Genomic DNA, 25267 nt, shown 5'->3' on the forward strand with positions numbered 1-25267 from the left:
AATGCAAAAAGCATTTCGGCTCATCATTTCAGGACGGGTTCAGGGCGTTGGCTATCGTCGATGGTTTTATCAGCAGGCTCAAGCTTTAGCATTACAAGGTTATGTCAAAAATTTAGCTACAGGGGAAGTAGAGGCTTTGGTGATCACTGATGCAGAAAATCTACCTCATCTGATCGAACTGGCTTATTTAGGACCATCTCATGCAAAAGTGCAGCAGGTGAGAAGTTGTGAAGTATCACAAGCTCTCGACGTGACTGACTTTCAGATTATCCGTGAATAAACAAAATTATCGAATAATTAACGACGTCGGCTACTTGAGCGACTTCGCCCACGAGCCATGCCGCCTAAAGCATTGAGTACAGCCAATTTACTCATACTGCCCGAGGCATGCGCATGACAGATGGCGGCAGCCAGTGCATCGGCTGCATCCGCTTGTGGAGTCACACTTAAATTCAGAAGTTTGACCACCATCATTTGAACTTGTTCTTTATCCGCAGCGCCATAGCCAACCACTGATTGTTTAATTTGACGGGCAGTATATTCAGCAACTTGCAAATCCAGATTTACAAGCGCAGCAATTGCTGCACCACGAGCTTGTCCTAATTTTAATGCCGAATCAGGATTTTGAGCCATAAATACTTGTTCAACTGCTGCTTCAGTCGGACCGTGGAATTTTACAATACGCTCAACACCCGCAAAGATGCGTTTCAAACGCTCAGGCATATCCTGACTTTCGGTGCGAATCGTGCCAGCATCCACAAAGCGTAATTTTTGACCGTCTTTTTCTATAATTCCGTAGCCAGTGAGGCGTGAACCGGGGTCAATCCCAATGATTAGTGACATAACTTCGCTTAATAAAATTTGAAATATTGATGCAGTTTTGCACGTGATGTTGGAATTATATGTTTTTACTGACCATGTCGCACAGCTATTTCGTTTGAATCATAGATAGAGCTGACTATTCGCCTATATTTTTCTCAATCACATCTGCTTGGGTTTTGCTGTTCAATGAAATTGATGAGCTTGATGCAGATGAAACCCGTGAATTGAATCATTCACGGGCTATAAATGAATTTAGAATTTCCACTGTAAAGCCAACGAAGCATTTAAAGGATCGCCAGGCTGAATCCAAAGTTCGTTATAACTTGCAACGTAGTAGGTTTTGTCCAGTAGATTATTGATATTCAGTTGATAACGTAATTGTTCCGATGGCGCATAATAGGCGTTTAAATTCACTAGTGTGTATTCAGGGAGATTAAATCCATTGTCGGTACTGTGCCCACTACGCTTTCCGACATAAATCGCAGTTGCGCCCAGCCCCATTTTATTTGCATTTGCCAATACCCATTCGTAATTGGCACTGAGCGAACCGCTGTGTTTTGGCACATTACTTAGGCGACCACCTTTACTTAATATTAGGTCTTTTTCAACCTGAGCATCGGTATAGCTATAATTGGCACGTAAGGAAAATTGATCGTTGAGTTGAGATGCTAAATCAATCTCAATGCCTTTGCTTGAAACTTCACCTGCTGTAACTTGATAGTTGCTGTCTGTCGGATCTGTCGTCAATACATTCTCTTTGAGCATTTTAAAAAGGGCGATACTCAAGAGACTTTGTGGGTTAATCTGATATTTGCTTCCAATTTCATAACTTTTGCCTTTTTCAGGATCGAAGACTTCACCATAACGATCCATACCGCTATTAAGTGCGAAAGAATGCCCATAATTTGCATACCATGACCAGAAATCATTGATGCGATAATTTAAACCCAAGCGTGGGCTGGTCTGATTGAAGTCTCTTTTACTGGTGGTATGGGTTAATTTGTTCTGAAAATCTTGTGTGACATGGTCAAAGCGAGCACCCATCAACACACTCCATTGATCATTCAGAAAAATCTGATCCTGAAGATTCAATGCAAAATAACCTTGTTTTTCCTCGGTATTAATGAATAAGGGAAGAGCAGGGAGATATTGTCCATATACAGGGGTGTAGATGTCGATCGTATTGGGAACGCTGCTACTGTGATTACGACGAAGTTGAAGCTGCCTATAATCTAAACGTCCAACTTCAGAACTTACTAGGATTTCATGTTTTGCCCTGTCTTGCTGCACAGTGCCGAGAAATTCTGTTTGAAATAAAACATCATCACTTTTATTGTCACGATAACGACGCTGACGCTCTAAGGTTTGAGCATCACTTTGAATTTTACGAGGCTCACTGGAAAAACCTTTTAACTGAGCATCTTTAAAGCTCAAGGCATTATTGATTTTCCAAGCATCATTATATTGATGTGAGAGACGAAGCTGGTAAAAATTGTCCTTTTGAAGATGCTGACCATCATTGGGTTCGCCTAAAAAGGTTTCTGGTTGCATGACAAATTGTTTTTGATAACTGCTGATTCCACGGTCGAAAGTTCCCCTTTGTTGCGTAAACTCGCTATCAAAATCGAATTGAGTTTGATCAGAGATTTTCCAAGTCAATTGAGGTGAAAAAAACCAACGTTCACTGGATACATGGTCACGGAAACTTTGATTATCTTCATGTGCAATCGCAAATCAATAGGCAATATCGTTATTGATAGGACCCGTATGCTCAAAGCTCGTTCGATATTTTTCTAGGCTATTGGCACGTAGGTTAATTTCACTTTGGGGTTCCCATTTCGGCTGCTTGGTGTTGATATTCAAAAGTCCACCAGTTTCACCTCGACCATAGAGTGCAGCCGTAGGACCCTTTAAAAAGTCAAGTGATTCGATATTGACCATATCCCGCGGGGCACTGAGTCCACGATTGACGCTAAGCCCATTTCTAATGATTTGAGCCCCAATATTGGGGTCGGTACTAAAACCCCGAAATGAATAGTTGTCCCAAAAGCCACCTCCATAGTTGGTTTGATGATAGACACCACTGACCTGAGCCAGCGCATCGTCTATACGTTGTACATCTTCTTGTTGAATAAAGTCTTTGGACAGTAGGCTGCGACTAAAAGGGATATCGAGAATATCATGTGAAAATTTAGTTAACGCTGTGGTTTGCCTTGAACTTTCAGTTAACGTTTCGGCTTGTAGTTGAATAGTCTTGAGTAATTCGGGGGAGCCTTCTGCCCAAGTCAGGGGGGCGAGGAGAGATAAACCAAGGCTAGAATAAAAGAGATGAAATGGTTGTTTCATAAGTAATTAATGAATTTAGTGTAATGTTATAACATTCTATATTTTTGTGCTTAGAATACTAGTGTAATTTCTATCTAAAATATGAATAAAAAAAATGAATAATTCTTATGATTCTCTAAATTTAATTTGAACTGATTGAGATACATACACTTTTAAGGTGCGTTTAAACAATCACCTTATAAGAACGCCCCTAAAAGAGTTCTTGAATGTGAATTGTTTCTACAATTTTTTGACCAAAGACTTTAAAAATAAAAAACTGCCCTTATAGATATTCTTAACCATAGAAAAATGCTGAACAGTGTGACAGTCATTGAACATGGTCATTTTTATTATTTTAGAGATTTGATTAATTTTCATGAAATTATTTCTGATTGTACTTGCTGGCTTAATTCTAGAAGTATTCGTCTGGATCGGCGTGGGTGACCTCGTTGGTAGTATGTGGTACGTGTTTTTCTGGTTTGTGGCTGCCTTCTTTATTGGATTAAATATTATCCGTAAATATTCGGCGGGAATTATGCCGCAAATGCAACAAATGCAATCAGGTCAGGTGAGTTCAGACCCAGCATTTACAGGCAATTTGCCTAAAATTTTTGCAGGTTTTCTATTACTGATTCCTGGTTTAGTTAGTGATGTATTTGCAGTGTTACTGCTAATTCCAGCTGTTCAAAAAGCATTACAAGCTGCATTTATGAAAACCATGATGAAACGCCAACAAGCCATGATGAACAAAATGATGGGTGGCATGATGGGCGATATGGGTGGGGCAACAGGTGCTCAAGGGCAGAATCCATTTGCTGATTTAATGCGTCAAATGCAAGATATGCAAAATCAGCAGAGTGGTGGTCAATACCGTGATTCAAGCATTATTGATGGTGAAGCACGTGAAGTAACCCCTGAAGCTAAGAAAATTGAAATGAAAGATGTAAATAAATAATCTAGCCGATTATCTATGTATCTGAACCGAAGTCCTTCAAAAGTACTTCGGTTTTTTATTCTTAATACGTGATTAATGCAATAAAAATTTAAACAGGCGTTATAATTCACCCATTGAAAAAATGGTCATTTTATAAAAATATGTCTTTATTACTTACCATCTGTGCTTTACATTTTGTCGCACAATTAACCCCTGGACCTGATGTTTTATTGATTGCAAAAAGCTCAGCTTCTACAACACGGTTAAATACCTTAAAAATCATTTTGGGCATTTCGGCAGGGATTGTCGTTTGGGTTGTATTAACCTTATTGGGCTTTACAGTATTGGTTGAACAATTCCCTTGGATTCAGCAAATTTTGATGCTCGTTGGGGGATTCTTCTTGGCTCGTATGGGTTGGGGAATGTTGAGGGAGGGACTCACTTCTGCACAAACACCCCAACTTGAAGGGACTTTAACTCTTCCAAATGGTCAGCAAAAGTATTTTTTATTGGGATTATTCACCAATTTGTCTAATCCAAAGACTTTAATCTATTTCAGTAGTGTCTTCTCCTTAGCACTGGGTTCATCTGCAAATGCCAATTTAAAAACTCAATTGGCATTTATTATCCCATTACAAACGTTTTTGGTATTTAGTTTATTCATGTTCATCATGTCTACGCCAAAAATTAAAGCGTTGTATCAGCGGTCAGGACACTATATTGATATTCTTTCGGGGGCTTTATTTCTAGTGTTTGCGCTATGGCTTTGGTACGACGCTATTCAGATGTTTTAGATTGAGTATTGGTTTCTTGAATCTGTGTGCAAGCCAAGTTTACAGTTGTGGCATTTTTTGTAGTTTCTGCATAGCTATTGGGCTTGAGTGTGGTTTCGGTATTTTCTGAGCCTTGAAATTTTCGGCTACGGTTTGCACGCTCACGTAGACCACCTTTTTTAATCAATTGTACCATTGCTAAAATCCACACTGGAAAACTGGAGTTGAGCTACTATAGTACTTGAATTATGGAAGGAGTTGAATTTTAAGATACTTAAACTTCCGTACATATTCATCAAGGTCATAATTTTCATAAATTCAAAAATTAAAACAGTAGATAAGTGAAGTACACATTAATTTTGAACGCTTCAGTCGACTTTTCTTTGTGACTTGGCTTGTGCATTTACAAATACTCACATAACATGAAGAAAGATTACATTGCCATGGACTTGGGAATGTGATAATAAATACAACCACTACAGTGAAATAGGAGTATACCTATGCTGTATCAATACCATTGTGCTTGCTGTGATTTAGTGGTCGATTCGGACGTTAAAGAGTGTCCGAATTGCGGCTCACATAACATTCGAAGTCCATTTGGTTTCTGGATTTTTTGTATAGCGACGTGTTTAGCCGTTGTGATTGTGTTTAAAGTTGCGCAAGTTTATCTTCATAATCAGGCTGAAGCACCTGTGCAGCCAACTTTACTTGAAACATTACATTTAAGTAATGATAAGTCCTGACAAATTCAGGACTTATCATTTTAAAGTGGGGCATGGTTGATTTTTGAAAGATCTGTATTCACCTGAAAAATTTTGCTGCGAATATTGGTAATGCCGAAGCTTTCTAAACGTGCGCTGTGCATGACTAAATAGCGCTTTGCATTTTCCATCGAATCAAATAGGTAGACTCCACCTGCTTCTTGGGCATCATTATTTTCTGTCCAGATTTTCCAAATAAGCCCAGTTTCCTGATTAATACTTTCTGCAAGTGAAGTAAATGCTTGAGTCATTTCTTCTGCAAAAGGTCCAGTACTGGGAAAATCAATTTGTAATAAAACAGTCATGTGAATAACCCCGAAAATTTATAGTGTTGTACGATTTTATCGCAGTGTTTGGTTTAAAAAAGTGACCGCAAAAAATAAAAAGGAGATCTCATCAGATCTCCTTTAAGCGTTATTTAAACAACTTTATCAGGTGTCATTAATACCTGATTAATATACAATTTTATTAAGCGATCACGAGAGCCAATAGCTTTTTGGTAATGGGTTGAATTGAGCAACAAACAAGCACCATAAGTGACAGTCCAAACATAAGATTGATAGTCTCGAATGGACATTGCACTGTTGTTTTCTTTTAAATATTTATCAGTGATTTCTTTAATACTTAAAATCCGCGCTTCACGGATTTTATAGAGTTCATCAAATAAGTTATTCAGTTTACGTTCGTTGTTGGTCAGACGTTCTTCAATCACATGCAGCAATATTGTACGGTTTGAATTTAACATGTTGTAGAGCATGTATTCTGAAACATACGAATTGATGTCTGTGTTGAATTTGTGTGAAATATCAAGTAAACGTTTTTCGTTTAGAATAATAAGTTCTAAATAAAGTTGATTTTTACTGTCGAAATGCTTGTAAATTGTGCCTTTGGCAATATCTAATTCAGAAGCAAGTTCTTCAAGAGTAATGTCCTGATTATTATCGAGTAATAATTTCTCGGCCATTGCTAAGATTTTTTCTTTACGCAAAAGAAAATTTTGTTGGCGTTCTGAATTCATGCATATGTTCCGTATAAGATCACTATAAAAGAACTTGTGAGAAGACTATAGCAATTTTTTCTTGAACATAATTAAACTATTGTAGAAGAAATGCCGATAAAAACAACAATTAGCCTAGTTTAATTAAGCTTGAAACAGCCATGCTATAACCTGAGGGGGAGATATCTAAATTTGGATACCTATCATTAATTTGGTCAAAATAATGATTTAAAAAGGGTTTGTAAAGTTTAAGCAGAAAGCAAATTGAAAGAAATTATGATAACAAAATTTTTCCTTAATTAAATCAGATAATTATTTTTAAGATTTTGCCTTTATTTGAAATTTCTAAAAAGTATCACATTGATTATCTGACGCATTGTTAACTTCTGTGTGAGCAAAAGCCTCCTTTATTTCGATTCAATAAATTCAATTGGGTAATTAAAAAGTTTCCTTGAACGATAAATACAAGAAATGTCAATTAAATTGGTAGTGTAACTGCAGGGTATTTTTCCATGTAGCTTTCATCAGAACTACCATAATAAACGACGTAACGTGCTTCTAAATTAACGGTGTAGCGAATTATTCCAGCAGACCAGATTGCTTGTAAAAACTCTGGAAATGAGGTGTGTCCTGCTTGGTCTGCTCGTAATGCTTGGATGAGTAAGTCTTGATTAAATGTAGGAATGTCTGTTGCCTTTGTAATCAGTGATGGATGAGGAAAAATGACAGCCCCACTATTGGTCTGATAAAGACTTTGGCAACATGGAAGAATCCATTCATTTATGGTTACGCCTGCTTCGCGTAAAGCTTCGGCTAAATAAGGAAATCCACCAATTTGAGGGCGATGATTTATGCCTTTTTGTATTGCTTGTTCGATGATTTCTATAGCTGTACTCATATTTTTTACTTCATTATTCGGCTGATTTTATTATGACACGAACTGGTTAATCTTCAGTGCTTTTTAACTTTATTTGCTCGAAAGCTTGGAGGCTTTTTCTGGTATTTAATTCTTTAAAACAAGGTCATTCAGATGAATATTTTAGGTTTTTATTCGGTTGAACTTTTTAATAAAATTATTTCGTATAAAAAGAAAAATAAGTCTGAGAAAAGCATTGTTCTATACGTAAAAATTGTGAATACTCATGCCCGAAAATTCATGTTGTAAGATTATCTTTTGGGGTTAGGCAATAACTGTGAATACGTATCCATTTTCATTTTCTCATTTACAAAAAGCACTACTGGCAGTTGGTTCATTTTCATGTCTAGGACTAAGCTCAGGAATGGCTTATGCAGCAGATGAAAATGAAACTGCACAACTTGCGACAATTACAGTAACTGCTGAGCAAGCGCAGGCTGCGTATTACCAGCCTCAAGTGAATTTGATGGGGTTTACACAGCAAACTCAGGCTGAAATACCTGCTTCACTGACGACAGTTACAGCACAACTTATTGCAGACCAACATGCCAAAACACTGACTGATGTCGTTAAAAATGATGCAGCCGTCGGTGATGGTTATGCACCAATTGGTTACTACCCAAATTTTATGATGCGCGGTTTCATGCTCAATGCAGGGTCAAGCTATTTACTGAATGGTAATCTACTCCGTGGCCAACAAAATGTAGCCCTTGAAAATAAAGCACAAGTTGAAATTTTAAAGGGAATTAGCGCCATTCAAAGTGGCATGTCTACGCCTGGCGGTGTAGTCAACTATGTGACTAAACGCCCTGAAAATATCCGTTCTTTAACGGTTGAAGGGGATAGTCATGGAGGCAATCGTGTAGCGACTGATCTTGGTGGGTTATTCGGGGAACATCAGCAGTTTGGTTATCGTATAAATCTTGCAAAAGAAGAAATCCACCCTTATGTGGATCATGCCGATGGTCAGCGTGTATTTGGTTCTTTGGCTTTGGACTGGAAAGTATCAGATCGTTCAAAATTGGAGTTTGATATTGAGTCACAACGCCAGCGCCAACGTTCAGTACCAGGCTATCAGTTACTTGATGGCACAACCGTACCGACTGGGGTGGAATGGGATCGGTTATTAGGTTATCAAAGCTGGGGCAAACCTGTTACCACTGAAAGTTTAAATGCTGGCTTAAAATATACCTACCAGTTTAATGACAATTGGACAGGGAATTTGGTAGCTTCACAAAGTCGTGTAGTGGTCGATGATTATTCAGCATTTCCATATGGCTGCGCTTATAGCAGTGTGTGTCAGTATACAGGTTTAGGTAATACCTTTGACCAAAATGGTAATTACGATATTTATGAGTTTCGCAGTCCAAATGACAGTTACCTGACCAATCAGTTTAAAACGGGTCTAAACGGGAAGTTCAATACAGGAACGTGGCAACATAGCCTGAATTTAGAATTATCGCAGACCTATAAACGCCACGGGCAGTACGATGCGATTTTTGAACCAGTAAGCAATGATTTTGACGCTATAGGGAACATTAATAGTGACCCTATTGAATATATCCCAAGTGAAAAATTCTTAGGTAATCACTATAAATCTCTTGATAGTCAGCAGACAGCCTTAAACGTATTGGATCAGATTGCTTTTAATGCTCAATGGTCGGTTTTATTGGGCGGTAAGCTGTTGCATTTAAATGAAAATGCTTATGCCGCAGATGGAAGTAATATTCGAGAAACCAATTTAGATCGTTTCTTGCCGCAATTCGCCGTGATGTATCAACCGTGGGAGCATACTCATGTTTATGCGTCTTATGCCAAAGGTTTAAGTGACGGTGGACAAGCGCCATGGTATGCCTTCGGTAATCCTGATAAAGGTATCGCAGGCAATGCTTATGAGACTCTAGCGCCTGTCCATTCAACTCAATATGAACTGGGAATCAAGCAGCAGTGGCAGGCATTTTTATTCACCGCAGCCTTGTTCGATCTCAAACAGGATAATCAATATACGAACTTAGACAATGTGTATGTCACAGATGGTGAACAGCATAATCTGGGTCTTGAACTGGGTGTACAAGGGCGCCTAAGCCAAAACCTTGATATTTCATCAACACTGGCGTTGACTCATTCACAACTTAAAGGCATTGATGTTGCTGAATATAGTGGACATCAAATGCAAAATGTGCCGAAACTACGCTTTGCCAGTCATGTTTCATATACTGTGCCACAAGTGGAGGGATTGAGATTGTTGGCAGGTATGCAATACAGCAGCGATAAATATGCGAATAAAGCAGGCACGGTTAAAGTTCCAAGTTTTACAGTGTTTGATATTGGTTCAGCTTATAATTTCCGCGCTTATGGGTATGACAATACGCTTCGTTTAAACATTGATAACGTGTTTAACAAAAAATATTGGCGTGATGCGGGCAGCTTTGCTGGAGATGATTACTTATTCTTAAGTGCACCGCGTTCAGCACAATTCTCATGGACAGTGAATTTCTAGTTTAATATTTTCTAGCCGCTTAATTGAGGGACATTTGTCAGATGGCGAATGTCCCTTATTTATTTTAAGGTTGAAGCACCTTTTTATAAGCTGATTTTCTTTGTTTCAGTTTTATAAATTTTGAACAGCCATAGCGAAACTTTAAAGCGAATCTGGTTTACGGGGATGGATGGGAGCTGTAAAAGAAGGTTTTTAAGTTTTACCTATCAAATTCTGCTGACCTAGAATTACGGGTGTGGAACATATTGATAACTTGACTATATCTGTATATACCTTTTGAGGGGTACAGGGTAAACTGCGAAGAATTAAGTTAATCTGTATCGAGTAATTACATGGCAATAAAAAAAGAGCCTAAACAAGACCTAGAGCTAACCATTGATGCAGATAGCCCAATCCCTATTTACATGCGAGTGAAGCAATTAATTACCACCAAAATTAATCAAGGGTTATGGTCGACCAATCAAAAAATTCCTTCTGAAAGTGAATTGGTTAACCAGTTGGGTTGTAGTCGTATGACCATTAATCGTGCGCTACGGGAGCTCACAGCAGAAGGTGTATTGGTTCGAGTTCAAGGGGTGGGTTCTTTTGTCGCAGAGCAACAAGGACAAACTTCGTTGTTTCAAATTAATAATATTGCGGATGAAATTCAAGCCCGAAAGCATGAGCATCGTGCCGAGGTCATTGTTCTAGAAAGTCTTCGGGCAAATGCATTACAAAGCCTGCAAATGGAGGTACAAGAAGGTCAGCTACTTTATCATTCGATTATTATTCATTATGAAAATGATATTCCTGTGCAAATTGAAGATAGATTGGTCAATTCATATTTGGTGCCGAATTATTTAAAACAAGATTTTTCGCAAATAACGCCGAATGCTTACTTAATGCAAAATTCACCAGTGACTGAGGGAGAGCATATTGTAAAAGCAGTTTTGGCATCTGCCCAAGAGTGTAAATGGCTCAAAATCAATAAGGCAGAACCTTGTTTATTTATTCAACGTAGAACATGGTCAAATAAAAACCTCATTTCTAGTGCGCGTTTGATTTATCCAGGCAATCGATATCATTTGGAAGGTAAGTTTAATCCCTAAGACAACAGATGGATGTAAATAGGCATTTAAAGTAGCTTATATCTCAGTGCGAAGCTTTGTTGAGACCCGATAAAAGTTCAAATTTAAAAAATGAATCCTTCAATTTGAAGATTTATCTACCATCATCCACAACGTTGTTACTCTGGTGTGTTCAATAAAAAAGTTGGTTGAATAGCGTGAAGTCATACAAGTTTTAAGCTTAAAATTTGGAAATTCAAATTTCTTTCGGAAATGCATAAGTCTTCTTATGCATTTTTTTTGTATTTAAATTAATGGGTTGATGGAAAATTAAAAAAATTATTGTATTAATGAAAAAATATATAGTATATATATGTATATACAAGTATGAACATGTGGTTTCCCATAAGATGATTCTTGTGGACATTATTTTTAAAAGGAAAGGAGTCTGTTTGTGAAAGCAAATAATCCACGTTATCGTGACATTGAAATTCGTGCACCTAGAGGGACAACTTTAAATACAAAAAGCTGGTTAACAGAAGCGCCGTTGCGCATGTTAATGAATAACCTTGACCCTGATGTGGCTGAAAATCCCAAAGAACTTGTTGTATATGGTGGTATTGGCCGTGCAGCACGTGACTGGGAATGCTTCGATAAAATTGTAGAAACACTCAAAAAACTTGAAGAAGACGAAACCCTTTTGGTGCAATCAGGTAAACCGGTCGGTGTATTTAAAACCCATAAAGATGCACCGCGTGTGTTAATTGCCAATTCAAACTTGGTGCCACACTGGGCCAATTGGGAACACTTTAATGAACTCGATGCCAAAGGTTTGGCCATGTATGGTCAAATGACAGCAGGTTCATGGATCTACATTGGTAGCCAAGGCATTGTACAAGGGACTTACGAAACTTTCGTTGAAGCAGGCCGCCAACACTACAACGGTGATCTAAAAGGCCGTTGGGTTCTTACTGCTGGTTTAGGCGGTATGGGGGGCGCTCAGCCTTTAGCTGCAACACTTGCAGGTGCGTGTTCTTTAAACATTGAATGCCAACAAGCAAGTATCGATTTCCGTTTACGTACTCGTTATGTAGATGAACAAGCAACTGATTTAGACGATGCTTTAGCGCGTATTGACCGCTATACAAAAGAAGGTAAAGCAATTTCAATTGCGCTTCATGGTAACGCTGCTGAAATTTTACCTGAGCTTGTACGCCGTGGTGTACGTCCTGACATGGTAACCGACCAAACAAGTGCACACGATCCACTCAATGGCTACTTACCAGTAGGCTGGACTTGGGATGAATACCGTGAACGTGCCAAAACTGAACCAGAAGCTGTTGTAAAAGCTGCAAAACAGTCGATGGCGAAACACGTACAAGCGATGCTCGATTTCCAGAAAATGGGTGTTCCAACATTTGACTACGGTAATAACATCCGTCAAATGGCGAAAGAAGAAGGCGTAGAAAACGCTTTTGATTTCCCTGGCTTCGTACCTGCATATATCCGTCCATTGTTCTGCCGTGGCATTGGTCCATTCCGTTGGGCAGCGCTTTCTGGTGACCCAGAAGACATTTATAAAACAGATGCCAAAGTTAAAGAGTTAATTCCTGATGATGAACATTTACATCACTGGTTAGACATGGCTCGTGAACGTATTAGCTTCCAAGGCTTACCAGCACGTATTTGTTGGGTTGGTCTAGGCTTACGTGCAAAACTTGGTTTGGCATTTAACGAAATGGTTCGTAGCGGTGAATTATCAGCTCCAGTTGTGATTGGTCGTGACCACTTAGACTCAGGTTCAGTTGCGAGTCCAAACCGTGAAACTGAAGCAATGCAAGATGGATCAGATGCAGTATCAGACTGGCCTTTATTAAACGCTTTGCTTAATACAGCAGGCGGCGCAACTTGGGTTTCTTTACACCATGGTGGTGGTGTAGGTATGGGCTTCTCTCAACACTCAGGCGTTGTGATTGTGTGTGACGGTACAGATGAAGCTGCTGCACGTATTGCTCGTGTACTGACCAATGACCCTGCAACAGGTGTTATGCGTCATGCCGATGCCGGTTATGAAATTGCGATTAACTGTGCGAAAGAGCAAGGCTTAAACTTGCCAATGATCACGCAATAAAAATACATGGAAGAACTGGCGGTGCTTTTTGCAATTGTGAAAAGCACTGTCTCAGCAGAATATAGTGCAAAAAATTAGGAAGCCAACATGGAATTACTGATCCAACCGGGAAAATTAACCTTAGCTGATTTACGTCAAGCTTACCTCAACCCGATTAAAGTTAAGTTAGATGAAAGTGCGTCAGCTGCAATCAACGCAAGCGTGGCTTGTGTAGAACAGATTGTAAATGAAGGACGTACAGCTTACGGCATTAACACAGGTTTTGGTTTACTTGCTTCAACCAAGATTGCCCCTGAAGATTTAGAAAAATTACAGCGTTCGTTAGTTCTTTCACATGCAGCGGGTGTAGGTGAAGCACTTGATGATGCAATGGTTCGTTTAATTATTCTATTGAAAGCAAATAGCTTGGCACGTGGCTTCTCAGGTATTCGCCGTAAAGTCATTGATGCTTTGTTGGCTTTAATTAATGCTGAAGTTTATCCGCACATTCCTCTTAAAGGTTCAGTCGGCGCTTCAGGTGACTTGGCACCACTTGCACATATGTCATTGATTTTACTTGGTGAAAGTAAAGCACGTTATAAAGGTGAATGGTTACCAGCAGTTGAAGCTTTAAAAATTGCAGGTTTAGAACCAATTTCTTTAGCAGCGAAAGAAGGCTTGGCACTTTTAAATGGTACACAAGTTTCGACTGCTTATGCTTTACGTGGCTTGTTTGAAGCTGAAGATTTATTTGCTGCTGCGACAGTTTGTGGTGGCTTAAGTGTTGAAGCAATGCTGGGTTCACGCTCACCGTTCGATGCACGTATTCATGAAGTACGTGGTCAACGTGGTCAAATTGATGTTGCGGCGGCTTATCGTGACTTATTGACGGATTCGAGTGAAATTGCACATTCACACGAAGACTGTAGCAAAGTTCAAGATCCGTATTCTTTACGTTGCCAACCACAGGTGATGGGTGCATGTCTAACTCAAATCCGTCAGGCTGCTGAAGTTTTAGAAATTGAAGCAAATGCTGTATCTGATAACCCGCTTGTTTTTGCTGAACAAGGTGATGTGATTTCTGGTGGTAACTTCCATGCAGAACCTGTTGCAATGGCGGCTGATAATTTAGCATTGGCAATTGCAGAAATTGGTTCACTGTCTGAACGTCGTATTTCGATGATGATGGACCGTCACATGTCACAACTTCCACCGTTCTTGGTGGCAAATGGTGGTGTGAACTCAGGCTTTATGATTGCCCAAGTAACTGCTGCTGCTCTTGCGAGTGACAACAAAGCGCTTGCACATCCAGCAAGTGTGGATAGCTTGCCAACTTCTGCCAACCAAGAAGACCACGTATCAATGGCTCCGAATGCGGGTAAACGTCTTTGGTATATGGCTGACAACGTCCGTGGCATTCTAGCTGTCGAATGGTTAGGCGCTTGTCAGGGTTTAGACTTCCGTGAAGGCTTAAAAAGCTCGCCTAAACTTGAACAAGCCCGTAAAATCCTGCGCGACCAAGTTCCTTACTACAGTGAAGACCGTTTCTTTGCCCCTGATATTGAGCAGGCAAGTGAATTGCTGGCAAGCGGTTGTTTAAATGAATTGCTGCTTTCTCGTTTATTGCCAAGTTTATAAATATGTGATGGATAAAAAACGGCCACATGGAGTGGTCGTACCTAACTCAATTTCCTCAAGGATTGGAGATTAATATGTCACAACAGGCTTCACTTCAACGGGGGCTAAATACCCGTCATATTCGATTTTTAGCTTTAGGTTCAGCCATTGGAACAGGACTGTTTTATGGTTCGGCAACTGCCATAAAATTGGCGGGGCCATCTGTTTTATTGGCATATATTGTATGCGGCATTGCTATTTATATTGTCATGCGTGCATTGGGTGAGATGGCGGTTAAAAATCCAGTTTCAGGCTCATTTAGTGAATATGCTACACAATATATTGGTCCATTGGCGGGTTTTACTACGGGATGGACCTATGTCTTTGAAATGATCATTGTTGCTTTGGCCGATATTACTGCTTTCGGTATTTATATGGGCTTTTGGTATCCCGATGTACCGCGTTGGATCTGGATTCTTTCACTGATTATGTTCTTAGGCGGTATAAACCTGATCCATGTCAAAGTATTTGGAGAGTTAGAGTTCTGGCTGTCCATTGTCAAAGTCAGTGCCATTGTTGCCATGATTTTAGGTGGCTTCGGATTAATGTTTTATGGCTTTCATGCAGACCATAGTAGCTTTGTACCGGGTATTCAGAACTTATGGATTCATGAAGGTTTCATGCCGAATGGAATCACGGGTTTAGTGGCTTGTTTGTCTGTAGTGGTTTTTGCTTTTGGTGGTATTGAAATTATTGGGTTAACTGCTGGGGAATCACAAGATCCTAAAAAGACCATTCCCCGTGCAATTAATGCAGTACCTGTTCGTATTTTATTATTCTATGTGTTGACCATCTTTGTATTAATGTCGATTTTCCCATGGAACCAAATTGGTAGTCAGGGCAGTCCATTTGTACAAATTTTTGAAAATCTAGGCATCGGTTCAGCAGCAACCATCTTGAATATCGTAGTCATTACCGCGGCAGTCTCAGCAATTAACAGTGATGTATTTGGTGCAGGACGTATGCTATTTGGTATGGCTAATCATGGTCAAGCACCGAAAGTATTCCAAAAACTATCACGTAATGGTGTGCCATGGATGACGGTTGTTGTTATGGCAGGCGTACTGTTGGTCGGTGTTATTCTGAACTATCTCATTCCTGAAAATATCTTCATGATCATTGCCTCAATTGCGACTTTTGCTACAGTTTGGGTGTGGCTCATGATTTTACTTTCTCAGGTTGCTATGCGCCGTAAGTTATCTACTGCTGAAATTAAAGCCCTTGATTTTCCTGTCATTGGATGGCCGTACGCACCCGCATTCGCAATTATTTTCTTACTCTTTATTTTGGCAATGATTGGTTATTTCCCAGACTCGCGCCCTGCCATATATGTTGGTGCAGGTTGGTTAGCATTGCTTTGGATTGCTTTTAATATTTGGGTAAAGCCGAAGCAAACTACAGTAAAAGTTGAATCAGAGCTTCCCGATAATCTTAAATTAGAGCGTTAAATATTAATTGCTCAAATATAAATGGGTATTTGAGCAATTTTAGGAATGAGTCATGAAAAAACTTTGGCAAAATTGCCACATTGCGACCATGCAAAATGGGCAATATTCCTACATTGAAGATGCTGCAATTGTCACAGAAGGGCATCTTATTCATTGGATTGGAAAACAACAACAACTTCCTGCCGACACGTATTCCGAAACAGTTGACTTAAATGGCGCTTGGGTAACCCCAGGGTTCATCGACTGTCATACGCATAGCGTATTTGGTGGCAACCGTAGTGTTGAGTTTGAAAAACGCTTGCAAGGTGTGAGCTATGCTGAAATTGCAGCAAGCGGTGGCGGCATTGCCAGTACAGTGCGTGCAACGCGTGAAGCAAGCGAAGAACAACTATTAAATTCAGCACTTAAACGTATTCGCTGTATGCAAAAAGACGGCGTTACCACTATCGAGATCAAATCTGGTTACGGACTCAATTACGAAAATGAACGCAAGATGCTGCGTGTGATCCGTCAAATTGGTGAAGCTTTACCAATGACGGTAAAAAGCACTTGCTTGGCTGCTCATGCTTTACCGCCAGAATACAAAGACCAAAGCGATGCTTATATCGAGCATATCTGTACAGAAATGCTGCCTAAACTACATGCAGAAGGTTTGGTCGATGCTGTAGATGCGTTCTGCGAGCATTTGGCATTTTCACCAGCTCAGGTTGAACGTGTTTTTAAAACGGCACAATCATTGGGTCTACCCGTTAAGCTTCATGCGGAGCAGCTTTCATCGCTAGGCGGTTCAAGTTTGGCAGCACGTTATCATGCTTTGTCGGCTGACCATTTAGAGTACATGACCGAAGACGATGTCAAAGCTATGGCAGAGTCGGGTACGGTTGCTGTGTTACTACCGGGCGCCTTTTATTTATTGCGTGAAACACAATATCCACCAATTGAAAGCCTCATTAAACATGGCGTACGTATTGCGCTGTCGAGTGATTTAAACCCGGGTACATCTCCAGCACTTTCTGTACGTTTAATGCTGAACATGGGCAGTACGCTCTTCCGTTTAACGCCTGAGCAAGCATTAGCTGGTGTCACCATTCATGCTGCACAAGCGCTCGGTTTAGAGCAAACGCACGGTAGTTTAGAGCAGGGTAAAGTCGCTGACTTTGTGGCTTGGGATATTGAGCATCCATCTGAAATTGTTTACTGGCTGGGCGGAGATTTGCCTAAGCGAGTCGTTCAGCATGGACAAGAAGTTATTTTTTAAACGGTGTCACATGAATCACACATTTAAATGGCAAGGTCGCCATGATGGCGAGGGTGAAGCACACCAACGTATTCACCATATTATGAATAAAACCCAACATGCCGAATTTGCGTTGATTGGTTTTAGCTCTGATGAAGGCGTGAAGCGTAACAAGGGTCGAGTCGGTGCTGCCGATGCGCCAGATGCAATCCGTAATCAGCTTGCTAACTTACCGATTCATCATCCAGTCAGTATTGTCGATTTAGGTACAGTGACCTGCGAATCTGAGAATTTAGAGCAAGCACAAGCTGAGTTAGCTGAACAAGTCGCAAACAGCTTGCAAAATGGTTTAAAGCCGATTGTATTGGGTGGTGGACATGAAGTTGCATTTGGTAGCTTTAGTGGTCTGTTCCAATATGTACAAGCCCACGCACCAGATAAAAAAATAGGCATTATTAATTTCGATGCCCATTTTGATTTGCGTGAAGCAGAGCATGCAACTTCTGGAACACCTTTTTTACAAGCAGCGCGACTTTCAGAACAGTATCAAAAACAATTTAATTATTTATGTATTGGGGTCGCCAACCATGCCAATACTAAAGTTTTGTTTGATACAGCCGATGCGTTGAATTGTTCATATTTACGTGACCATGAGGTTAATATTTTTAACTTAAACAACGTGCTCGCGGCAGTTGATGCTTTTATTGAAAAAGTAGACAGTTTGTACGTTACGATTGATTTAGATGTCTTCGCAGCCGCGGTTGCACCGGGAGTCAGTGCACCAGCTGTAAAAGGAATTGATTTAGCCACTTTTGAAGCAATTTTTAAGCATATTCAAGAGACTGGGAAAATCAAACTTTTAGATATTGCTGAGTGCAATCCAAAATTTGATTTAGACAATAGAACAGCAAAACTGGCTGCGTATATTGTTTATCAATATTTGTTTAATCAATAAGTTAAAGATATATTTTTAAATCAGGTCTTCAGTTAAGGCCTGATTTAAAAGGCTATAAAAAATATAATATAATAATGAAAAATATAGTTTGTTTTAGAATTTAAAATGGAAAAAGCCTTAAAAAAATATCAAGCTATTATTTTTGATATGGATGGTACTCTAGTCGACTCCTTTAGCTTCTTTTTAGGTGCTTTAAATCAACTTTCTACAAAGTATAACTTTAAATCAGTAGGCCTTCATGAGGTTGAGTATTACAAACAACTCACGCCTAGAGAAATTATGAAAGAGATGAAAGTCTCCAGATGGAAACTGCCTTGGATTGCTAAGGATTTCATTCGCTTAATGAAAGAAAGAGATCAAGAAATTTATATGTTTGAAGGTATGCAGGATCAGCTAATAGAACTGCATAATCGAGGGTATACGCTCGCAATTATTACTTCAAACTCTAAAGAAAACTGTCAAAATCTTCTGGGTGCAGAGCTATGTGAGCTTTTTGCTCATATTGATGGTGGCTCTTCTGTATTTGGTAAGGCAAAAAGAATTAGGCGTGTTCTCAACATTTTAAATTTAAGTAAAGAGCAGGTCATTTATGTCGGCGACCAAATGACTGATGGCGAAGCGGCTCATAAAGCAGGCATTGATTTTGCTGCCGTCGGTTGGGGTTATACGTCGGCTGAAAAATTAAAAGCCATTCAACCCAAAGTTTTGCTCAAAGATTTGGCAACCATGAAAGAATTTTTCTAAATATATTAAGTGCAGGATAAATCATGAGTAACAATAACAACCCGATTGGAATGATTGATTCTGGTTTAGGCGGGCTGTCACTATTTAAGCATATTCGGCAGGCCCTTCCGAATGAAGATATTATCTATTTCGCGGACTCGAAATATGTTCCTTATGGGGACAAAGAAAGTGACTGGATTGTTTCAAGAACCACTCACTTAATCTCGAATCTTATAAATGACGGGAAGTGCAAAGCGATCGTTGTTGCTTGTAATACCATGACGGCTGTAGCGATTGAGACGATTAGAGCGCAAATTAATGTGCCACTTATTGCGATAGAACCAGCGGTAAAACCCGCAGTAGCAATGACACAAAGCAAGCATATTGCTGTCTTGGCAACAGCAACGACGGTTAAGGGCAAAAACTTAAAAAGTTTAATTAAAACTTACGCACAAGATATTAAAGTGTCTCTAGTGCCGTGTATTGGCTTAGCCGAAAAAATTGAAACAGGTAAAGCACATACCGCGGAAGTTAAAGATTATTTAAAAAATATTTTAGCGCCGTTGGTCGAGCAAAAAGTCGATACGATTATTTTAGGATGCACACATTATCCGTTTGTTTCAGATACGATTCAGGAAATTGTAGGTCATGATATTCAAATTATTGAGCCTTCGGAGGCTGTAACAGCACAACTAATTCGGCAGCTCAATCAATATCATTTAAGTTCTGAACGTACACATGAGGGGAATCATATTATCTGGACCAGTTCAGACCCGTTGGAAGTTGCGGACGTGACTTTTTCTTTGTTAGGTACGCATTTACCCGTAGAAACTACAGATTTTTAAAGTTAAGAAAACGTCTAAGCCCATAAAAATGAGTCTACCCATAAGGGATGTAGATTTTTTGATTTCGTAAATTTTTAACTGATGTAATTGGCTAAAGCAGTCAATAAATTTAGTTCGATTTTAAAAAAAGCTCGAAATCATTTCGGGCTTTTTTATTTAATTTTATGTAGTCATAAGCCTGAAATGAGTATCTTAAAATAAATTTAATAAAGGTTAAATAAATTTTAATATTTTGTTTTATATAGTTATTTAAAAAATTTACGCAACATTTACGTTACTTCATGGCATGCCTCATTTATCTTGAGTCCATTCAGATGAATAGGGTTAGAGATGATGAGTAGCTTACTCACGATACAAGATAAACAACACAGTTCAAGAATAAACATCCCCCTTGATCCTTCAACTTTGGATTTAGACGAAATATTGTTTTTAGAAGAAGTAGAAAACTATTTCACTCGATATCCCAATACCAAGCATATTGATATTTGTCTGCATGACATTAATGGCCATATGCGTGGTAAACGTATCGATGTAAGCAGTCTTAGAAAACTGAGTAAAGGGTGTTATTTTCCGCTCTCGATTTATGCGATGAGCCTAGATGGGGAGGTAATAGAAGAAACTGGATTGGGAAAACAAATTGGAGAGCCAGATTATTTTTGCAAACCAGTATTGGGAAGTTTGCAGCCTTGTCCGTTAGAGCCTGAATTGAATGCTCAATTATTATTAAGTATGAAAGAAGGGGGCGCTGATTGCGAATATGAACCACGAAATATTTTAAAGAACATATTGGCACAACTCGAAAAGCAGCATTTATATCCATGTATGGCTGCGGAATTAGAGTTTTACCTATCCGATCAGAATGCAAATGTAGGGATTATCGTATCTAGCCAGTGTTTTGATGTTCAGGCGCCTAATAGCTATCAACAGGTTCTAGATGAAGTTGAATATATTGCTGCTTTGCAAGGTATAAACATTACGGGCATTGTGGCTGAATCATCTGCTGGGCAATATGAAATTAATATTCAGCATATGGACGATATTCTTAAATTATGCGACCAAATTATGCTTTTAAAGCGCACGATCAAACAAGTGGCTTTAAAAAATGGATTAAAGGCCAGTTTCTTAGCAAAACCTGATCTTCATAAAGCAGGGAGTGGTATGCACTTTCATATGAGTCTTTTAGATCGAGCCAAGCGGAATGTGTTTCGTATGCAGCCAAATGAATCGGTATCGGCTGAATTATTAAAAGTGATTAGCGGGCTGATTCTACTTTTACCTCCAAGCATGGCGATACTTGCACCTAATATCAATTCTTTTCGACGCTTTCAGAAAGGCAACCATGTGCCTTTAGAGGCAAATTGGGGACTGAATAACCGCAATGTCGCAATTCGGATTCCATGTTCGGATGCTGAAAATAGTCGATTAGAATATCGAGTGGCAGGTGCAGACTGTAATCCATATTTGACCATTGCCGTGATTTTGATTGGAACATTACATGGCTTGACCCATCCTTTAGTCGTTCCTACAGCAACGAACCAAATGAGTGATCCTACTGAACGTATTTTTTTAGCGACAAATCAGTTGGATGCTTTAGCACTGTTTAAAGAAAACCATATTTTACAGAGCTATTTGGGTAAGCGTTTTATGGAACTTTGGTGTGCTGTTAAACGTGCAGAACATCAGCATGTGTATAGTCAAATTACTTCCATAGAACAAATGTGGAATATTTAAAAGCTGCCTTATAGCCACATGAATAAAGTTGAATCGTCTGATAGAGAATTGACTCGTATGATTCTTCACTGTCCCTGAAATATAATTTTCAAAATGTCGATGTGGAATTATGAATGCATAAATATCATGCATCCTCTAAGTATAAAAAATGATTGATATGGTGATAAAAGAACAAGGTATTTCAAGAATGAACTGAATAGAACTTTGATTCAGCATTGGATATGGTTGATCAAGAAATGATTTTTAACAGTATTTCGAATTTTAGGCAGGGTAATTGATTCAAGTGTTACATCTATGTTAGTTTTCCGCGTTGATCATTTTAGACGGAATAGGGTTGAGAGCATCTTTCGTGCTCGCTTTAATAGCGATGTGGATACATGTTGCAGTTTTTTTGCAGCCCTTATTACCTGAGAAACTCCAAATTGCTCAGGTCTGTATCACTATTGCTGAATTAGCAGTCCAGACGAAAGCAACTCAACAGACTAGCCATCATGCACATGCTGAATCTATGCATGATTTGCAAATCATGCAGAATCAGCCATCTCAGCATCAACATCATTTAGATCATCACTGTATTTTTTGTACGGTGTATGGACATTTAGTTGCTCATTTAAATCTTGGCATCCAAGAAGTCTTTACGCGTATGCAAGTTCGTATGCTTGCATTCCAAAAAGCATTTAAGCATGTCTTTTTTGTTTTACAGCGACTATTTCTTACTCCTCAAGGGCGAGCCCCACCTTTATTTGCCTAAATTTCACAACATTTTAGTCAGAGAACTTTTCTAAGCATGGAAAGTTCTCATGGAATTTTACGCATTAAAGGAATTGAAATGTCTCAATTCAAGTTAAATCCGTTCCTTAAAGGGAATGGCGTTATGGTTTCGCCACATGTTCAAACACAGATTAGCCCTCGAATTTTTAAAGTTTTATGCAGTGTAATACTGGGTACGATATCTGGCTTCAATGCTCAAAGCAGTCATGCAGCAGAAGTTGAAGCAAAAATAGAAACAACCCAGTTGTCGACCATTAATTTAACGGCTGAAAAGCAGGATGAGCGGCATACCTCATCTCAGGCGATTACCCAATTTAATCATGACTTATTAGAAGTTCCATTTACAAAGTCCCATGTTTCCAATGAGGACATTCAAAATCATCATGTTCAGCGAGTTAGTGATGCTCTGTCATTGGTCAATGGTGTGGTTTATCAAGACAGTTATGGTGGTGGTTTTTGGGATAATTATTCTTTTCGAGGATTTAGCACAGACCCCAATATGGGCACCATCTATATGCGAAATGGTTTAAGTTCAGTGAGTGGTATTCATACACCACGAGACATGGTGAATATCCACGCGATTGATTTCCTAAAAGGCCCTATGGCAGCAATGTATGGGCAAGGTGCAATTGGCGGGATTATGAATATCACCACCAAACAGCCCGAATGGGAATCTATAAATAGCCTAAGTGTGAGTGGTAGCACCCTTGAAGAATATCGTGCTGCATTGGATACCACAGGTGCAATGAATCAGGATGTGGCTTATCGACTGGGTTTGGCTTATGAAAATAATCAGAGCTTTCGAGATCAAGTCGATAGCCAACATTATTATATTGCGCCGCAACTGGCTTGGAAGCTTTCAGCGCAAACCCAGTTGAATTTGGATACCGAGTTTGCTCAATCGAAAGGGGTATTCGACCGAGGTATTCCAATGGTTAATGGCCAATTGAAGCTGAACAAAAAAACATTTTTGGGCGAACCTAGCGACGGTGATATTGAAATTCAAGATCAAATGGTTCAACTGCGTGTGAATCATGCATTTAATGATGATTGGAACAACACGACAGCCCTTACTTATAGTCATGGTGAACGAGAGGGGACATCGACTGAAATTTCTTCCATCACCTCAGATGGGCAGACCGCAAACCGTTTCCGTCGTTCACGTCAATTTGAAACCGAGACGACGAACTTTCAGTCGATTTTGCGGGGTAAATTGAATACAGGACCAATTCGACATGAGTTGGTCACTAACATAGAAGCAGGCCACTATACGATTGATCAGTTACAACGCCGTAGTGCCGCGGGAGCATCGAGTCAGATTGATCTTGATCACCCCGTATATGGTCAGAATATTTTGCCATTAACACGAACCACCAAAAATACCAAAGAAATGCAGCAAATGCTGGGATTTAATCTGCAAGATCAAATCTTCTTGAATGATCAGTGGAATGTACTTGTTGGTGGGCGTTTAAATCGTTTAGAACAGCAAATCGATGACCACCGTAGTGGAAAATCTGCTGAACAAGCGTTTACACCATTTACTCCTCGAGCAGGAATCAATTATCAACCAACTGAGAAACTATCTTTCTATACGAATTGGGGCAAAGCATTTGAACTGAATACAGGATTAAATAAAAACAATGACTTGTATGATCCTGAGAAAACTGAAAGTTGGGAAGTCGGTGCAAAATATCAATTTCGAGCAAAAAGTTGGTTGGGACTCACTTATTTTGATCTCGATAAACAACATCTGTTAACCGAAGGAATCAGTGATAGTTATGTTGATAGTGGACGCGTGCAAAGCCACGGGGTTGAATTTGAATTACAACACCAATTGACCGATCATCTGCGTTTAAGTGCAAACTATACGTTTACGGATGCATCTATCGTTGAGAGTGAGGTTGAGGCAAAAGGGGCAAAATTAAAGAATATCCCGAAGCATACGGCAAATTTGAGTGCAAATTACCAATTCAACCTTGCGGGATATGATGCAGGTTTGATTGGTCATGTGAATTATTATGGCAAGCGCAGTGCAAATTATATTGATAATGGTACGAGCTTACCTGATTTTACGATTTTAAATGTGGGGGCGTATGCACAACTTCGTCCTGATTTACGCGTGCAACTTAATATTGATAACCTGTTTGATCAAGATTATTACGTTGCAAGCTATACCAATAATTGGGTTCAACCTGGTGAACCACTTAAGGCAACCGCTACCTTGAATTGGACCTTCTAAATGAAAAAAACATTACTGTGTTCATTCGTTTTTGCCAGTTTATGTTTGGGCTGTAGCCAGTCAAAACAAGCTGAACATTCAACCAGTGAAACTGAAAAATCCACAAAAGCTGTAGATCCTCAATTGCAACTGTGGGTGGGGCAATACCGAGGCATTACGCCATGCGTGACTTGTCCTACGTTCTGTGATGGCTGTGAAGGATCCACAATTGACTTGAAATTAAATCAGGATCAAAGCTTTGAATTGATACGGACAGCCAATAGCGGCAACAAGAAGTCTGAAACTTTTAACGGGAAGTTTGCGTTTAATGATGATGGAAAGCTCCAGATTCAACTTCATGGTGTAAAAGAGCGTAACCTCATCGTATGGGGGCAAAATTATGTAGAAGTTATTGACCCAAATTCGGGTCGGCCATTTGATGCATTTGAAGATTTTCAGTTAGAGAAATTGAGTTAGC

The 25267-nt window shown here is 39.4% G+C and carries 22 protein-coding genes and 1 pseudogene; 17 read left to right on the forward strand and 6 right to left on the reverse strand.

The genetic code is table 11. The annotated features are described in order from the left end of the window. Window position 1 precedes the first annotated feature (1 nt). Window positions 2-280: an acylphosphatase gene (locus tag MP622_RS03995; RefSeq protein WP_151503938.1), complete on the forward strand. Its 279-nt coding sequence runs from the start codon at window positions 2-4 to the stop codon at window positions 278-280. A 17-nt stretch (window positions 281-297) separates the two neighbouring features. Here the strand turns inward: MP622_RS03995 and ruvC are convergent, their stop codons facing one another. Together ruvC and MP622_RS04005 are read right to left on the reverse strand one after the other, a co-directional pair. Continuing rightward, the gene (gene ruvC / locus MP622_RS04000) at window positions 298-843 is read right to left on the reverse strand and encodes a crossover junction endodeoxyribonuclease RuvC (RefSeq protein ID WP_016166549.1); all 546 of its coding nucleotides are present in this window, start codon (window positions 841-843) and stop codon (window positions 298-300) included. A gap of 231 nt (window positions 844-1074) precedes the next feature. Continuing rightward, window positions 1075-3168: pseudogene (locus tag MP622_RS04005) on the reverse strand (TonB-dependent siderophore receptor). 355 nt (window positions 3169-3523) lie between these two features. Here MP622_RS04005 and MP622_RS04010 point away from each other — a divergent pair. Continuing rightward, the gene (locus MP622_RS04010) at window positions 3524-4102 is read left to right on the forward strand and encodes an FxsA family protein (protein ID WP_044740606.1); all 579 of its coding nucleotides are present in this window, start codon (window positions 3524-3526) and stop codon (window positions 4100-4102) included. A gap of 140 nt (window positions 4103-4242) precedes the next feature. Then, a complete protein-coding gene (locus MP622_RS04015) occupies window positions 4243-4875 on the forward strand; it encodes a LysE family transporter (protein WP_243792657.1) in 633 nt (210 codons plus the stop codon). Here MP622_RS04015 and MP622_RS04020 read toward each other — a convergent pair. Beyond that, entirely contained in the window at window positions 4859-5050 is a 192-nt protein-coding gene (locus MP622_RS04020) for a hypothetical protein (RefSeq protein WP_016166545.1), read from the reverse strand. The genes MP622_RS04015 and MP622_RS04020 overlap by 17 nt on opposite strands. A gap of 304 nt (window positions 5051-5354) precedes the next feature. Between MP622_RS04020 and MP622_RS04025 the strand changes: the two genes are divergently transcribed. Beyond that, complete coding sequence (locus MP622_RS04025) at window positions 5355-5597, forward strand: hypothetical protein (RefSeq protein ID WP_016166544.1); 243 nt, start codon at window positions 5355-5357, stop codon at window positions 5595-5597. Between the two features lie 20 nt (window positions 5598-5617). On the opposite strand, the gene MP622_RS04030 is transcribed toward MP622_RS04025, so the two are convergent. The 3 genes from MP622_RS04030 to MP622_RS04040 all read right to left on the reverse strand — a co-directional run bounded on the left by MP622_RS04030 (window position 5618) and on the right by MP622_RS04040 (window position 7510). Continuing rightward, entirely contained in the window at window positions 5618-5920 is a 303-nt protein-coding gene (locus MP622_RS04030; protein WP_151503942.1) for a monooxygenase, read from the reverse strand. Between the two features lie 113 nt (window positions 5921-6033). Beyond that, a complete protein-coding gene (locus MP622_RS04035; protein ID WP_016166542.1) occupies window positions 6034-6633 on the reverse strand; it encodes a TetR/AcrR family transcriptional regulator in 600 nt (199 codons plus the stop codon). Window positions 6634-7090: 457 nt separating this feature from the next. Next, the gene (locus MP622_RS04040) at window positions 7091-7510 is read right to left on the reverse strand and encodes a DUF1398 family protein (RefSeq protein WP_243792658.1); all 420 of its coding nucleotides are present in this window, start codon (window positions 7508-7510) and stop codon (window positions 7091-7093) included. Window positions 7511-7805: 295 nt separating this feature from the next. On the opposite strand from MP622_RS04040, the gene MP622_RS04045 reads away from it, so the two are divergent. The 13 genes from MP622_RS04045 to MP622_RS04105 all read left to right on the forward strand — a co-directional run bounded on the left by MP622_RS04045 (window position 7806) and on the right by MP622_RS04105 (window position 25266). Further along, window positions 7806-10028, forward strand: a complete 2223-nt coding sequence (locus MP622_RS04045; RefSeq protein WP_243792660.1) for a TonB-dependent siderophore receptor — start codon at window positions 7806-7808, stop codon at window positions 10026-10028. Window positions 10029-10366: 338 nt separating this feature from the next. Beyond that, the gene (gene hutC, locus MP622_RS04050) at window positions 10367-11116 is read left to right on the forward strand and encodes a histidine utilization repressor (RefSeq protein ID WP_104442357.1); all 750 of its coding nucleotides are present in this window, start codon (window positions 10367-10369) and stop codon (window positions 11114-11116) included. A gap of 412 nt (window positions 11117-11528) precedes the next feature. Further along, entirely contained in the window at window positions 11529-13205 is a 1677-nt protein-coding gene (hutU, locus tag MP622_RS04055; RefSeq protein WP_243792661.1) for a urocanate hydratase, read from the forward strand. An 87-nt stretch (window positions 13206-13292) separates the two neighbouring features. After that, entirely contained in the window at window positions 13293-14822 is a 1530-nt protein-coding gene (gene hutH / locus MP622_RS04060; protein WP_243792663.1) for a histidine ammonia-lyase, read from the forward strand. Window positions 14823-14896: 74 nt separating this feature from the next. Next, entirely contained in the window at window positions 14897-16309 is a 1413-nt protein-coding gene (locus MP622_RS04065) for an amino acid permease (protein ID WP_243792665.1), read from the forward strand. A gap of 52 nt (window positions 16310-16361) precedes the next feature. Beyond that, the gene (gene hutI, locus MP622_RS04070) at window positions 16362-17567 is read left to right on the forward strand and encodes an imidazolonepropionase (protein WP_243792667.1); all 1206 of its coding nucleotides are present in this window, start codon (window positions 16362-16364) and stop codon (window positions 17565-17567) included. Between the two features lie 10 nt (window positions 17568-17577). Next, window positions 17578-18501, forward strand: a complete 924-nt coding sequence (gene hutG, locus MP622_RS04075; protein ID WP_243792668.1) for a formimidoylglutamase — start codon at window positions 17578-17580, stop codon at window positions 18499-18501. A 105-nt stretch (window positions 18502-18606) separates the two neighbouring features. Continuing rightward, entirely contained in the window at window positions 18607-19245 is a 639-nt protein-coding gene (locus MP622_RS04080) for an HAD family hydrolase (protein ID WP_243792670.1), read from the forward strand. A 23-nt stretch (window positions 19246-19268) separates the two neighbouring features. After that, on the forward strand, window positions 19269-20069 hold the full coding sequence (gene murI, locus MP622_RS04085; RefSeq protein ID WP_151503948.1) for a glutamate racemase: 801 nt from the start codon (window positions 19269-19271) through the stop codon (window positions 20067-20069). 333 nt (window positions 20070-20402) lie between these two features. Next, window positions 20403-21800, forward strand: coding sequence for a glutamine synthetase family protein (locus MP622_RS04090; protein ID WP_243792672.1), 1398 nt, complete (start codon window positions 20403-20405; stop codon window positions 21798-21800). A gap of 328 nt (window positions 21801-22128) precedes the next feature. Continuing rightward, window positions 22129-22551, forward strand: coding sequence for a DUF2946 family protein (locus MP622_RS04095; RefSeq protein WP_243793446.1), 423 nt, complete (start codon window positions 22129-22131; stop codon window positions 22549-22551). 78 nt (window positions 22552-22629) lie between these two features. Next, a complete protein-coding gene (locus MP622_RS04100) occupies window positions 22630-24810 on the forward strand; it encodes a TonB-dependent receptor (RefSeq protein ID WP_243792673.1) in 2181 nt (726 codons plus the stop codon). After that, complete coding sequence (locus tag MP622_RS04105; protein ID WP_243792675.1) at window positions 24811-25266, forward strand: copper resistance protein NlpE N-terminal domain-containing protein; 456 nt, start codon at window positions 24811-24813, stop codon at window positions 25264-25266. It abuts the gene before it with no gap. The last annotated feature ends 1 nt before the right edge of the window (window position 25267 follow it).

This window comes from Acinetobacter sp. PK01 (genome assembly GCF_022819285.1).
Taxonomy (GTDB): Bacteria; Pseudomonadota; Gammaproteobacteria; order Pseudomonadales; family Moraxellaceae; genus Acinetobacter; species Acinetobacter tandoii.